11 protein-coding genes are annotated in these 13,182 nt (G+C 70.2%); 9 read left to right on the top strand and 2 right to left on the bottom strand.

What is annotated here, in order from left to right; all coding sequences use genetic code 11:
• The first annotated feature begins 14 nt into the window (after positions 1-14).
• From CBR61_RS11240 to CBR61_RS11200, 9 genes are read left to right on the top strand one after another with little or no spacing between them, the layout of a single operon-like run.
• Positions 15-1,535, top strand: a complete 1,521-nt coding sequence (locus tag CBR61_RS11240; protein WP_088914441.1) for an XrtA system polysaccharide chain length determinant — start codon at positions 15-17, stop codon at positions 1,533-1,535.
• 15 nt (positions 1,536-1,550) lie between these two features.
• A complete protein-coding gene (locus CBR61_RS11235) occupies positions 1,551-2,522 on the top strand; it encodes an AAA family ATPase (RefSeq protein WP_088914440.1) in 972 nt (323 codons plus the stop codon).
• Entirely contained in the window at positions 2,519-4,171 is a 1,653-nt protein-coding gene (locus CBR61_RS11230; RefSeq protein ID WP_233996710.1) for a preprotein translocase subunit YajC, read from the top strand. The genes CBR61_RS11235 and CBR61_RS11230 overlap by 4 nt, the downstream gene beginning before the upstream one ends.
• A 14-nt stretch (positions 4,172-4,185) precedes the next feature.
• A complete protein-coding gene (locus tag CBR61_RS11225; protein ID WP_088914439.1) occupies positions 4,186-5,364 on the top strand; it encodes an XrtA/PEP-CTERM system-associated ATPase in 1,179 nt (392 codons plus the stop codon).
• Positions 5,365-5,368: 4 nt separating this feature from the next.
• On the top strand, positions 5,369-6,292 hold the full coding sequence (locus CBR61_RS11220) for an XrtA system polysaccharide deacetylase (RefSeq protein ID WP_088914438.1): 924 nt from the start codon (positions 5,369-5,371) through the stop codon (positions 6,290-6,292).
• Positions 6,289-7,350 carry a FemAB family XrtA/PEP-CTERM system-associated protein gene (locus tag CBR61_RS11215; RefSeq protein WP_088914437.1) on the top strand — a complete coding sequence of 354 codons (1,062 nt, stop codon included), beginning with the start codon at positions 6,289-6,291 and terminating at the stop codon, positions 7,348-7,350. The genes CBR61_RS11220 and CBR61_RS11215 overlap by 4 nt, the downstream gene beginning before the upstream one ends.
• A complete protein-coding gene (locus CBR61_RS11210) occupies positions 7,350-8,579 on the top strand; it encodes a TIGR03087 family PEP-CTERM/XrtA system glycosyltransferase (RefSeq protein ID WP_088914436.1) in 1,230 nt (409 codons plus the stop codon). The genes CBR61_RS11215 and CBR61_RS11210 overlap by 1 nt, the downstream gene beginning before the upstream one ends.
• Positions 8,569-9,573 (top strand): exosortase A, encoded by a 1,005-nt coding sequence (gene xrtA / locus CBR61_RS11205; RefSeq protein WP_088914435.1) that lies wholly within the window; start codon positions 8,569-8,571, stop codon positions 9,571-9,573. The genes CBR61_RS11210 and xrtA overlap by 11 nt, the downstream gene beginning before the upstream one ends.
• Before the next feature lie 13 nt (positions 9,574-9,586).
• Entirely contained in the window at positions 9,587-11,482 is a 1,896-nt protein-coding gene (locus CBR61_RS11200) for an XrtA/PEP-CTERM system amidotransferase (RefSeq protein ID WP_088914434.1), read from the top strand.
• Positions 11,483-11,595: 113 nt separating this feature from the next.
• Here CBR61_RS11200 and zapE read toward each other — a convergent pair whose 3' ends face one another.
• Both zapE and CBR61_RS11190 read right to left on the bottom strand, forming a co-directional pair.
• The gene (zapE, locus tag CBR61_RS11195) at positions 11,596-12,717 is read right to left on the bottom strand and encodes a cell division protein ZapE (RefSeq protein ID WP_088914433.1); all 1,122 of its coding nucleotides are present in this window, start codon (positions 12,715-12,717) and stop codon (positions 11,596-11,598) included.
• Position 12,718: 1 nt separating this feature from the next.
• A complete protein-coding gene (locus CBR61_RS11190; RefSeq protein ID WP_088914432.1) occupies positions 12,719-13,180 on the bottom strand; it encodes a PaaI family thioesterase in 462 nt (153 codons plus the stop codon).
• Positions 13,181-13,182: the final 2 nt, after the last annotated feature.

Raw genomic sequence — 13,182 nt, 5'->3', positions numbered from 1 at the left:
GGGCGCGCGGGGGCATGAGCGAGATCTTCGACGAGCTGCGCGCCGCGCTGTGGTCGGTCTGGCACCGGCGCTGGATCGCGATCGCGACCGCCTGGGGCGTGTGCCTGCTGGGCTGGCTTGTGATCGCGATGATCCCCAACACGTACGAATCCAAGGCGCGCGTCTATGTCGACGTGCAGGACGTGCTCTCCAAGCAGCTCGGCATTGCCGGTGACGGCAAGGAAGAGATCATGCGGGTGCGCCAGACGCTCTCGAGCGCCAAGAACCTCGAGAAGGTCATCACCTCGACCCGCCTCGGCGAAGGCATCACCGAGCGCGGCGCGCTCGATGCCGCTATCGCCGAGCTGGAAAAGAAGGTGAAGGTGACCAGCGAGCAGGACAACCTGTTCGAGATCACCGCCGAGATCGGGCGCGGCGACCTCGGCGATGCCGAGAACGCGGTGCTCGCGCGCGATGTGGTGCAGAAGCTGCTCGACATCCTGCGCGAGGAGCACGTGATCGGCAACCGCACCGGGATCAGCACCGCGATCGGCGATCTCGACCGCCAGCTCGACGAGCGCAAGCTCGAGCTCGAACAGGCCGAACAGCGCCGCCTTGCCTTCGAGGCGCAGTATCCCGATCTCGTCGGCGGTTCGGAGAGTCTGTCGAACAAGGTACAGCAGGCGCGCACCGAACTGCGCAACGTCGATGCCGATCTGGCGGCGGCGGAAAGCGGGCTGGCGGCGATCTCCGCCCAGCTCGCCAGCACCCCGCGCTCGCTTGCCGGCGGCCCGCAGGCCAGCGGCCCGCGCGCCGCGCTGCTCCAGGCCCAGACCCAGCTCGCCGAACTGCGCGCGCGCGGGCTGACCGACAGCCACCCCGACATCGTGGCGATGAACCGGCAGGTCGCGCTGCTCGCCAAGCAGGCCGCAGGCGCGGGCGAGGACGCGGGCGGCACGCCCAACCCGGCCTATGCCTCGCTGATCGCGATCCGTTCCGAGCGGCAGGCCAGCGTGGAGGCGCTCCAGGCCCGCCGCGCCGCGCTCCAGAGCAATTTCGCCGCGCTGATGGCGAGCCAGGCCAGCGAGCCCGCGGTCGCCGCCGAGGCCAACCGCATCAGCCGCGACTATGACGTGCTGCGCCAGAACTACGAAAAGCTGCTGCAGGACCGCGAGGCGCTGCGTACCCGCGGCAAGGTCGAGGACAAGGCCAGCCAGTTCCGCTTCGACATCATCCAGCAGCCCACCGTGCCGCAGAAGCCCGCCGCGCCCAACCGGCCGCTGCTGCTGCTCGGCGTGCTGGTGGTCGGGCTCGGCGCAGGGGTGGCGGCGGCCTATGCGATGGGCCAGCTCAAGTCGAGCTTCGCCACGCCGCAGAAGCTCGAACGCGCCTTCGATCTGCCGGTGATCGGCGCGATCTCGCTGACCGTTTCCGATGCCGCGCGGGTGACCGAGCGGCGGCGGCTCAAGCAGTTTGCCGGGGCCTGCGGCGGCCTTGCCGCGATGTTCGTGATCCTGCTCGCGATCGAGATCGTCTCGGTCGGGACGATGGCCTGAGGACGGGAAAAGACGATGACCGATCAGGGCAAGATCAACCGCGAGGGTGCACGGCCGGCATCGCTGTTCGAGCGGGCGGATGCGGCTTACGGCCTCGATCCGCGGGCATCGGGGGTCAAGCTGCCGCCCGTGCCGTTCGATGTGCCGCCGGTGCCGCCCGGCCTGCGCCGTCCCGCTGCACCCGCGCCGCAGCCTCAGGGCACCCCCGCGCCGGCACAGAAGGCCGCTCCGGCCCATCCGGCCCCGCAGGCCGTTGCATTCTGCGGTCCCCATGCCGCGATTGACCGCGATCACCTGCGCGACGGCGGGCTGATCGTGCCCGAGGACCCGGTGACCGGCCTTCTCGAGGAGTTCCGCATCGTTAAGCGCGAGCTGCTCGCCGATGCCCGCGCCGACGAGAGCGCGTTGTCGCGCCGCATCCTCGTGTGCTCGCCCCATCCGGGCGAGGGCAAGACCTATTGCGCCACCAACCTCGCCATCGCGCTCGCCGCCGAGCGCGGGATCGAGGTGCTGCTGGTCGATGCCGACGTAGTCAAGCCGAGCGTGACCGCGCGGCTCGGGATCGAAGCCGAGCAGGGCCTGATGGATGCGCTCGCCGATCCCTCGATCCTGCCCGAGAGCCTCGTGATCCGCACCGATATCGAGGGCCTGTTCGTGCTCCCCGCCGGCACCGCCAGCGCGCGCGATGCCGAATGGCTTGCCAGCACCCGCACCGCAGAGGTGCTGGATCGCCTCACCGCCGGGTCGGGCGAGCGGATCGTGATCTTCGACACGCCGCCCGCGCTCGCCGCGTCGCCCGCTGCCGAGCTCGCCCAGCATGTGGGCCAGGCGCTGCTGGTGGTGCGCGCCGACGAGACCAGCCGCGCCGCGCTCGAGGATGCGCAGCAGCTGCTTTCGGCCTGCGGCGACATCAAGCTGCTTCTCAACGCCGCGCGCTACAGCCCCTCGGGCCGGCGCTTCGGCTCCTACGGACCGAAGGGGAAATGATGATGCGTCCCCGCAACTTCGCAGCCGGGCTGATCGCCGCCGTCCTCGTGGCGGTCGGCGGCGCCCCGGCGATCGCTCAGGATCAGGGTCGGGGGCAGGGGGGCGGCACCCCCGGCCAGCGGTCGAACCGCGTGGTCCAGCCCTATATCGAGGTCGGCCAGGTCGTCTCGGCCGAGCTCAGCCCCGGCAACGATGTGGTCACCTTCACCCAGATCGCGGCGGGCGTGGACATCAACGTCCAGGGCCGCAACAGCGGCGCGGCGGTCTCGCTGCGCTACGAGCGCAACATCGGCTACGGCGACGACAGCATCGACAGCGACACGATCAGCGGCATCGCCCGCACGACGCTTTCGCTGGTCCCGAATACCCTGAGCCTCGAGGCGGGCGGTCTGGCCTCGCGCACCCGGATCGATGCCGGCGGCGGCACCAGCGCCAACCCGCTGGTGCGCGAGGATGCCGAGAGCCGCATCTATTCCGCCTATGCCGGGCCGAGCCTCAACACCCGCGTCGGCGATGTCGACGTGCAGGGCGTGGGCCGCATCGGGTACAACCGTTTCGAGGCCGACAACGCCCTCGTCACCCAGGCGGGCAACGCCGTCGACGTGTTCGACGACAGCGTGACCTATCTCGGCCAGCTGCGCGCCGGGGTGCGCCCCGACACCGTGCTGCCGGTCGGCCTTGCGGTAACGGCGGGGGGCTTCCAGGAAGACATCGGCAATCTCGACCAGCGCGTGCGCGACCTTTATGTGCGCGGCGATGTGACCGTTCCGATCTCGCCCAGCCTCGCGCTCGTGGCAGGTGCGGGCTACGAGGATGTCGAGATCTCCAGCCGTGATGCGGTGCGCGATGCCAACGGCAATCCTGTGATCGGCGCCGACGGCCGTTTCGTGACCGACCCCACCGCGCCGCGCCGGATCGCCTTCGATGTCGACGGGCTGCTGTGGGACGTGGGCGTGCTGTGGCGCCCCTCGTCGCGCACCAACCTCCAGGCGGCGGTCGGGCGGCGTTACGATTCGACCACCTATTACGGCACCTTCACCTATGTCCCCAGCCAGCGCAGCGCCTTCGCGCTTTCGGCCTATGACGGGGTGAGCGGCTTCGGCGGGGTGCTGAACAACGCCCTCGCGGGGCTCGACAGCGACTTCCAGGCGATCCGCAATCCCGTCACCGGCGATTTCGGCGGCCTCGTCACCGGCACCGAGGGGCAATCGGTGATCGGCGGCCTCGGTTCGACCCGTTCGGCGGCGTTCCGCGGCCGCGGGGTGCGCGCGTCCTACCAGCGCATCATGGGCCGTACCACCGCGGCGCTCGGCGCGGGCTACGACCGGCGCACCTTCATCGCGGCGGCCGGCACGGCGCTTGCGCCCGTCAACGGGCTCACCGACGAGACCTATTACGTCATCGGCGGCCTCACCCGCGAGATCGGACAGGCCGCCAGCATCACCACCAACGCCTACGTCAACTGGTTCGACGGGGCGGGGGCCAACGACAATGTCACCGCCGTGGGCGGCACCTTCGCCTACAACCAGTCGATCACCCAGCGCCTCGTGGGCCGGGCAGCGATCGCGGTCGATTACTTCGACAGCGAGTTCACCGCCCAGGACTTCGCCTTCGCCACCGCGCTGGTCGGTCTGCGCTACAATTTCTGAGGGGTAAGCGGCTCATGTACGAACAGTTCTACGGCTTCAGCGGGCGACCCTTCCAGCTGACCCCCGATCCGCAATTCTACTTCGAGAGCATCAGCCACCGTAAGGCCATGAGCTATCTCGGCTACGGTCTCGGCCAAGGTGAGGGCTTCATCGTCATCACCGGCGAGGTGGGCGCGGGCAAATCGACGCTGGTCGCGCACCTGATGGAGCGGATCGACCCGGCGGCGCTCACTGTGGCGCAGGTCGTCACCTCGGCGCTCGACGGGGCGGAGATCGTGCACGTGGTTGCGCAAGCCTTCGGCCTGGCGGTCGAGGGCCACGACAAGGCCGCTGCGCTGGGCGCGATCGAACGTTTCCTCCAGGACGAGGCGCGCGCCGGACGGCGCTGCCTGCTGGTGGTGGACGAATGCCAGAACCTCGAGCTGACCGCGCTCGAGGAACTGCGGATGCTGTCGAACTTCCAGCTCGGCTCGCACCCACTGCTCCAGAGCCTGCTGCTCGGCCAGCCCGAGTTCCGCCGCACGCTTGCCCATCACCCCGGGCTCGAACAGCTGCGCCAGCGCATCATCGCCTCGCATCACCTCGAGGCGCTCGATGCGAGCGAGCTCGAGAACTACATCTGCCACCGTCTCGCCCATGTCGGGTGGAACGGGCGTCCCGGCTTTGAGGCGGGGCTGCTGGATGCGCTCTACCGTCACACAGGCGGCATTCCGCGCCGGGTGAACCAGGTGATGAACCGCCTGCTGCTGCTCGGCGCGATCGAGGAGCGTTCCGAGCTGAGCCTCGCCATGCTCGACGACGTGATTGCCGAAATGGCCGCCGACCAGAACCGCGGCGCGCGCGCCGGCAGCGATCTGCGCAGCGCGCCCGCCGCCGCCGCCCCCGCGGCTGTGCCCGCCGCGCCGCAGGGCAGCCTGCCCGTGACCGAGGTCGCCGCGCTGCTTGCCGAGCGCGATGCCCGCACCGCCGAGCTCGAAGCGGCGATCGGCGAATTGCAGGCGGCCGGCTTCGGCCAGCGCCCGGTACCGGGCGAGGGCGTCTCGCCGGAGGATGCAGCCCTCGCCGAAGCCCGTCTCGCCACCGCGCTCGAGCGGATCGAGGCGCGGCTCGAGGAGCAGGAGCAATCCTTCCGTCACGTGCTCACCATGCTGATCGAGTGGCTCGAGGAAGACCCGTCGCGCAGGGCCGCCTGAGGCCATGAACGCGCCCTTTCCCGATCCCTCCGGCATCGCGCCTGCCGCATCCGGCATCGTCAACGGCCTGTCGGTCGATGTCGAGGACTGGTTCCAGGTCGGCGCCTTCGAGAACGTGATCGCGCGCGGCGAGTGGGACAGCATCAAGACGCGCGTGGAGGACAATGTCTACCGCGTGATCGACCTTTTCGCCGAGGCCGACGTCAGTGCGACCTTCTTCACGTTGGGTTGGGTTGCCGGACGTCATCCCAACATGATCCGCCGCATCGTCGATGCCGGGCACGAGATCGCCAGCCACGGCTATGACCATGCGCGGGTCTTCACCTTTACCCGCAGGGAATTCGCCGAGGACATCCGCAAGGCGCGCGCCATCATCGAGGACTGCGCCGGCGTGGCCGTGACCGGCTACCGTGCGCCGAGCTTCTCGATCGATCACCGCACCCCCTGGGCCTTCGCCGAGCTGGCCGAGCAGGGCTATGCCTATTCCTCCAGCGTCGCGCCGATCGTGCACGATCACTATGGCTGGCCCGAGGCGCCGCGCTTCGCCTTCCGCCCGCTGCCGTGGTCCTCGATGATCGAGATCCCGGTGACCACCGCGATCCTCGGCGGACGGCGCGTGGCGGCAGGGGGAGGGGGCTTCTTCCGGGTGCTGCCCTATGGTTTCTCGCGCTGGGCGATCCGGCAGGTCAACCGCCGCGACCAGCGCCCGGCGGTGTTCTATTTCCACCCATGGGAGGTCGATCCCGACCAGCCCCGCGTCGGCCACGCGCCGCTGCGCTCGCGCTTCCGGCACTATACCGGCCTCGCCAAGATGGCGGGCAAGCTGCGCGAACTGGTCCACGAATTCCGCTGGGGCCGGATGGACCTCGTCGCCCACCGCGAGGCGGCACGGGCAGAGGACCTGGTGCTGCCGGAGGCGGCGGAATGAACGCGCCGGTCAGGGCCGCGACGATGCTGCGCCCGCTCGATTTCCGCGATGCGGGAGAGGTGCGCCGGATCGAGGGCTTCGTGGCCGAGGCGCGCGGGAGCCTGTTCCACCGCCCGGCCTGGCTGCGCGCCGTGGAAGCCGGCACCGGCCAGCGCGCCGCCGGGTTCGTGGCGGAACGGCTCGGCACGGTGACGGGCTGGCTGCCGCTGACCGAGGTGCGCTCGACGCTGTTCGGCAAGGCGCTGGTGTCGAGCGGGTTCGGAGTCGGCGGCGGTATCATCGCCGCCAGCGAGGATGCCGCGCGCGCCCTTGCCGAGGCGGCGCAGGCCCATGCCATGAGCGGCGGCTACGCGGGGATCGAACTGCGCGGCGGCCCGGTGCCCGAAGGCTGGGACAGCTGGTCCGACAAGCATTGCGGCTTCGAACGCAGGCTTGCCGCCGACGACGAGGCGTTACTCCTCGCCATTCCCCGCAAGGCGCGGGCCGAGGTGAGGAAGGGGCTGGGCTTCGGCCACCGCATCACCATCGGCCGCGGGCGGGATGATCTTGCCGCCCATTACGCCTGCTACAGCGCCAGCGTGCGCAATCTCGGCACCCCCGTCTTTCCCCGCGCGCTGTTCGCCGCGATGCTCGACGCCTTCCCCGAGAGCAGCGACATCCTCACCGTGTGGGCGGGCCAAACCCCGCTGGCGAGCGTGCTGAGCTTCTACCACGATGGCGCGGTCATGCCGTTCTGGGGCGGTGGGGTCTTCGCCGCGCGCGCAGCGCGGGCCAACGAGGTGATGTATTACGAGCTGATGCTCCACGCCCGCCGGCAGGGGATGGAGCGCTTCGATTTCGGTCGCTCGAAGACCGGGAGCGGGCCCTTCGCCTTCAAGAAGAACTGGGGCTTCGAGCCGCAGCCGCTCACCTATGCCGGATGGACCGCGCCGGGGCAGCCCGCGCGCAACATCGACCCCACCGACGCGAGCTATTCGCGCAAGATCGAATTGTGGAAGAAGCTGCCGCTGCCGGTGGCGAACACGCTGGGGCCGTGGATCGCGCGCGGACTGGCGTGATGGGGGGCATCCTTTTCCTCGCTCACCGCGTGCCCTTTCCGCCCGATCGCGGCGACCGCATCCGCTCGCACCACCTGCTGAAGGCGCTGGCGCGGCTCGGGCCGGTCCATGTCGGCTGCTTCGCGAACGAGGACGGCGGGGGCGAGGATGCGCTCGCCGCTTTGGCGGCCTCGGCTTGCGTCGTGGCGCGCACCATGCCGCTGCCGCTTGCCGGGGTGCAGGCGGTGCTTTCGTGCAAGCCGGTCAGCCTCACCGCCTTCCACAGCCGCAGACTGGCCGAATGGGTGCGCGCGACCATCGCCCGCGAGGCGATCGAGGCGATCGTCGTCTTCTCCGGGCAGATGGGGCAATATGTGCCCGATGACTTTGCGGGGCGCGTCATCGTCGACCTGTGCGATGTCGACAGCGCCAAGTTCGAATCCTACGCCGCCGCGGGCGAGCGCGTATGGCTCAACGCGCGGGAGGCGCGGCTGCTTGCCGCCGAGGAGGTGCGTCTGGGACGCCGCGCCGACGCGACGATCCTGATCTCCGGGGCAGAGGCGGCGCTCTATCGCAGGCGGCTCGCCGATCCGGGGCGGGTCGATGTGCAGGTGATCGGCAACGGCATCGACGCCGCCTTCTTCGATCCCGCCGCCGCCGCCCCGCACCCGGCGATCGTGGGCCAGCCGGGTCCGCACTTCGTCTTCACCGGACAGATGGATTACCGCCCCAACGAACAGGCCGCGCTGTGGGTGATCGACGCCCTCCTGCCGCGCCTGCGCGCCGCGCATCCGCAGGCGGTGTTCCACGTCGTCGGCCGCAATCCGACCGCGGCGCTGATGGCCCGCCGCGGCGCGCCCGGCGTGCATGTGTGGGGCGCGGTGGCGGACGTGCGCCCCTTCATTGCTGCCGCCGATGCGGTGCTCGCTCCGCTGCTGATCGCGCGCGGGGTGCAGAACAAGGTGCTCGAGGCGATGGCGATGGCGCGGCCCGTCATCCTCACCCCAGAGGCCGCGACCGGCATCGCCGCCGAGGACGGCGCGCAATGGCTCGTCGTCCCGCCCGACCCGGAGGTCATGGCCGCGCGGATCGACGCGCTGCTCGCCGAGCCCGGGGCGGGGCCGCGCATCGGCGCCGCGGCCCGCCGCTTCGTGCTCGCGCATCACGGTTGGGATGCGGTGATGACGGCGCCCGTTGCCGCGCTTCTCGGCGGGGAGCGGGACAGGGCGGGGCAGCGCGATGCCGCCTGAAGCCGCCTCCCTCGCGCCCGCTCCTGCCGCCGCCGGCCTTCCCGCCGCGTGGCGCGCGCCGCTTGCCGCCCTCGCCCTGGCGGCGCTCGCGCTGGTCGCGGTGACCGCCGGTGCCTGGGGCGCGATGGTCCACCAGTGGTGGAACATCGACACCTACAACCACCTGCTGCTCGTCCCCTTCATCGTGGCCTGGCTGGTGGCCCTGAAGGAGCGCGAGCTTGCCTCCCTCGCCCCGCAGCCCTTCGCGCCCGCCCTCCTCGCGGTGGCAGCTGCGCTCGGCCTGTGGGTTTGGGGCGCGAGGCTGGGCATCGATCTCGTCGCGCAAGCGGGGGCGGTGCTGGCCTTGCAGGCGGCGGTGGTGACGGTGCTGGGGCTGCGCGTCAGCCTCGTCCTGGCCGTGCCGCTCGCCTTCGCCTCCTTCCTCGTGCCCTTCGGCGACGAGATCATCGCGCCGCTGCAATACCTCACCGCCGACATTGCCATCGCGCTGACCCGCTGGAGCGGGGTCGCGGCGCGGATCGAGGGGATCCATATCCACACGCCCGCCGGCCTGTTCATCGTCGCCGAGGCCTGTTCGGGGGTGAAGTTCCTGATCGCGATGGTCCAGCTGGGCGTGCTGGTCTGCGCCGTCCGCTTCTCGCGCTGGCGGGTCCGGATCGCCTTCATGGCCGCCTGCATCATCGTCCCGATCCTCGCCAACGGGGTGCGCGCCTTCGCGACGATCTGGGTCGCGCAGGTCATCGGCGCCGATCGGGCGACCGGGTTCGACCACATCGTCTATGGCTGGATCTTCTTCGCGATCATCGTCGCGCTGCTGCTCGGGGCGGCATGGCGCTTCGCCACGCGCGAGCCCGATACGCATGGCTGGTCGCTCGCCGCCATCGCGGGCTGGCGCTGGGTCGCGCGCGCCGAGGCCTTCCGGATTGCGCCCATCGGCGCGGTGCTTGCGATCATCGCCCTTGCCGCGATTGCCGCGCTCGGCCTGCTGCTTTAGGCCAGACGTCGCGATGTGCGGGATTGCCGGGATCTTCCATGCCGAAACCCCCAAGCCGGTCGACCCTGCGCGGGTCGAGCGGATGTGCGACGCGCTCGCGCATCGCGGGCCGGACGGCGCGGGCGTGTGGACCGACCGCGGGGTGGGCCTCGGCCACCGGCGCCTCTCGATCATCGACCTCGCCGGTTCCCCGCAGCCTATGCACTCCGCCGACGGCCGGGCGGTGATCGTCTTCAACGGCGAGATCTACAATTTCCGCGAGCTGCGCCGCGAACTGGAGCAGGCGGGCTTCTCCTTCCGCACTTCGGGTGACACCGAGGTGATCCTCGCCGCCTACCAGCGCTGGGGCGTCGACTGCCTCGCGCGGCTCGACGGGATGTTCGCCTTCGCGCTGTTCGACCTCGAGAAGCGCCGCCTGCTGCTTGCCCGCGACCGCTTCGGGGTGAAACCGCTGTTCTGCGCGCACCTCTCGGACGGCTCGATCGCCTTCGCCTCGGAGCTGAAGGGCCTTCTCGCCCATCCGCAGCTGCGCCGCCGCGTCAACCCGCAGGCGATCGAGGCCTACATGGCCTGGGGCTACGTGCCCGACAGCCATGCGATCCTCGCCGGGGTCGAGAAGCTGCCTGCAGGGCACTTCTGGCTGATGGAGCAAGGCAAGGCCCCGGGGCGGCCGCAACGCTGGTGGGACATCGACTTCACCCACCGTGAGCGGGGGAGCGAGGCCGATCTCTCCGCCCAGCTCGTCCACCTGCTGCGCGAGGGCGTGCGTTCGCGCATGGTCGCCGACGTGCCACTCGGTGCCTTCCTCTCGGGCGGGGTCGACTCCTCCGGGGTGGTCGCGCTGATGGCCGAGGCGAGCGCCCAGCCGGTGCAGACCTGCTCGATCGGCTTCGATGTCGCCGCCTATGACGAGACCTCCTACGCCCGCCAGGTCGCGGCCAAGTTCGGGGCGGACCATCAGGAGCGGATCGTCGCGACCGACGATTTCGCCGCCATCGAAAGCCTCGCCGCGATGTTCGACGAGCCCTTCGCCGATGCCTCGGCCCTTCCCACCTGGCGCGTGTGCCAGCTGGCGCGCGAGCGGGTGACGGTGGCGCTTTCGGGCGACGGGGCGGACGAGGCCTTCGCCGGTTACCGCCGGCAGGTGTTCCACCACCACGAGGAACGCGCCCGCTCCGTCCTCCCTGCCGGTTTGCGCGCGCCGCTGTTCGGCACGCTGGGCCACGCATGGCCCAAGGCCGACTGGGCCCCGCGTCCCTTGCGCGCCAAGGCGACCCTGCTGGCGCTGGCGGAGAGCGGGGAGGAGGGCTATGCCCGCGGCCTCTCGGTGACCCTGCCGGACGCGCGCCGCGCGCTCTATTCCGACAGCTTTGCCGCCAGCCTCGAGGGCTTTCGCGCCGAGGACGAGCTGATCGCCCTGATGCGCACCGCCCCCGGGCGCAGCGGGCTCGACCGCGCGCAATATGCCGACCTCACCTTCTGGATGCCCGGCGACATCCTCACCAAGGTCGACCGCACCAGCATGGCGGTGAGCCTCGAGGCGAGGGAGCCGCTGCTCGACCACCGCCTCGTCGAATTCGCCGCGCGCCTGCCCGAGGGGATGCGGGTGCGCGGATCGGTGGGCAAGCACCTGCTGAAGAAGACCCTCGAACGCTACCTTCCGCACGACATCCTCTACCGCCCCAAGCAGGGCTTCGTCACGCCCATCGCCGAATGGCTGAGGGGGCCGCTCGCCGGGGCTTCGCGGGGGATCGCGACCGGGAGCCTCGCCCAGACGGGGTTCTTCGACGCGAAGTCGATGGCCGCGCTCGCCGAAGCGCATATCGCGGGCCGTGCCGACCATTCGCGCACCTTGTGGCAGCTGCTGATGCTGGAGAAGTCGCTTGGCCAGCTCGGGGTCAGCGGCTGACCGGTTTCCAGCTCCGTTCGTGCTGAGCTTGTCGAAGCACTGCACTTTCTTGCTGACCTTGCAAGAAAGAGGAAAACGGCCTTTGGACAGGCTCAGGGCAAACGGGTGGGGTGCTATTCCTCGGTTCCGTGGCCCTTGGCCATATAGTCGGCGCTCTGCATCTCGTTGAGGCGGCTCACCGTGCGCTCGAATTCGAAGGCACCGTCGCCTGCTTGGTAGAGCTCTTCCGGCGCCGCCGCGGCGGTGACGAACAGTTTCACACGATGCTCGTAGAGCGCGTCGATCAGCTTGGTGAAGCGGATCGCCTCGTTGCGGTTCTCGGGGCCCATCCGCGGGATGCCGACGAGGATCACGGTGTGGAAGGCCTGCGCCACGGCGAGGTAATCCGCCGCCCCGCGGTTCTCCGCGCACAGCTTCTTGAAGCTGAACACGCCCACGCCCTTGAGGCTCTTGGGCACGTGGAGCGTGCGCCCGCCGCCGAGGTCGAGGGTGCCGCTCGGGACGTTGGCGGCATCCTCGGGCGCGAAGTCGGTGAGGCGGAAGAAGGCCTCGCGCACCTGCGCGGTCGCTGCGTCCTCCAGCGGCGCGTGCCACATCGCAAGGCCTCCAATGCGGTCGAGCCGGTAGTCGGTCGGCCCGTTGAGCGAGAGGACGTCCATCCGCGCCTCGACCAGATCGATGAAGGGCAGGAAAAGCGAGCGGTTGAGCCCGTCCTTGTAGAGATCGTGCGGGGGCCGGTTGGAGGTGGTGACGATCACCGTGCCCGCCTCCATCAGCGCGGTGAAGAAGCGGCCCATGATCGCGGCATCGGCGGTGTTGGTGACGACCATCTCGTCGAAGGCGAGACAGCGCACGCGGGGCGCCATCGCCAGCGCGACGCTGACCAGCGGGTCCTGCCGCTCGGCCTTGCGCGCCTCGGTGACGAGCCGGTCCAGCTCGAGCATGAAGGCGTGGAAGTGGACGCGGCGCTTGCGCTCGATGCCGAGGGTCTCGACGAAGAGGTCCATCAGCATCGACTTGCCGCGTCCGACGCCGCCCCACAGGTAGACCCCGCGCGGGTCGGGTGTGGAAGCAGCGGTGCCGGTGAGGCGGGCGAACAGGCCGCGTTTTGGCGGCGGCGCTTCAAGCTCGTCCTGCAACCGCGCAAGCCGTTCGGCCGCCGCGCGCTGGTCGGGGTCGGTGCGCAGCTCGCCGCTGGCGATCAGCGCGTCGTAGCGGGCGAGCAACCCCGGCACATTAACCGCGCGGCTGCATCTTGCGCACGATGCCCGAGAAGCTGGCGACGGTATCCTCGTCCTGCACCACCATCCCGCGAATGAAGACGAGCTTGCCGGTCTCGCGCACGATCTCGGTCACGGTATCGAGCGGGCGCTGCGGATCGCCGCCGCCCACGAATTGGGTCGAAAGCTCAAGCGTCACCGAGGGTCCGGCATTGCCGGTGCCGATGCGGTGCATGGTCACGAACAGCGCAATGTCGATCAGCGACAGCGTCACCGCGCCGTGGATCACGCCCTGGAGGTTCATGTGCCGCCGCTCGGGGAACATGCGCAGGCGCGCCTTCCCGTCGTGATCGACGCGGGTGATGAGCTTGCCCATCACCGCGCCGTTGAACAGCGTCTCGTCCTTGAGGTTCCAGTGATGCCAGCCCGGATTGTCCGGGTCCGGCCCGTGCTCGAAGACGTCGTCCTTGAAGCTCACCG

Source organism: Porphyrobacter sp. CACIAM 03H1, assembly GCF_002215495.1.
Taxonomy (GTDB): domain Bacteria; phylum Pseudomonadota; class Alphaproteobacteria; order Sphingomonadales; family Sphingomonadaceae; genus Erythrobacter.
Note: the sequence above shows the minus strand (reverse complement) of the source record. Positions and strands in the feature narration are given on the sequence as shown.